Origin of the sequence: Gilvimarinus gilvus (genome assembly GCF_030518155.1) — a bacterium.
Lineage (GTDB): Bacteria > Pseudomonadota > Gammaproteobacteria > Pseudomonadales > Cellvibrionaceae > Gilvimarinus > Gilvimarinus gilvus.
The window spans coordinates 1-403 of sequence record NZ_JAULRU010000479.1; the positions used below are offsets into that span (position 1 = coordinate 1).

Consider the following 403-nt stretch of genomic DNA (forward strand, 5'->3'; position numbering starts at 1 on the left):
GGACACTTCCAGTACCACGAAGTCATCGGAAACCTTGACGATCTTGCCGGCGATACCGCCGTTGGTGACAACTTCGTCACCTTTTTGCAAGTTGCTCAGCAGGTTCTTCTGCTCTTTGGCACGCTTGGCCTGTGGGCGCCAGATCATCAGGTAGAAGATGACCAGGAAACCGACCAGGAAAATCCACTCGAAGCCGGTACCGGCTGGGCCGGCGGCAGGTGCTGCAGCGTCCGCGTATGCGGCGGGGATCAAGAAGCTCATTGGGCACTCCTAATGTAATTTTCTAATAATGGATGCAGACAGTCAGTCCAAGGGCGGAACCGGAAGCCCGCGCTTGGCGTAGAAGGCGTCGACAAAGGCGGCCAATTTACCCTGATGAATGGCCTCGCGTAAACCGGCCATC

The 403-nt window shown here is 56.6% G+C and carries 1 protein-coding gene; it reads right to left on the minus strand.

Annotated features, from left to right (window positions below):
* Window positions 1–261: preprotein translocase subunit YajC (gene yajC, locus QWI17_RS08985; RefSeq protein WP_302722175.1), on the minus strand; the 261-nt coding region annotated here is incomplete at its 3' end.
* Window positions 262–403 lie beyond the last annotated feature (142 nt).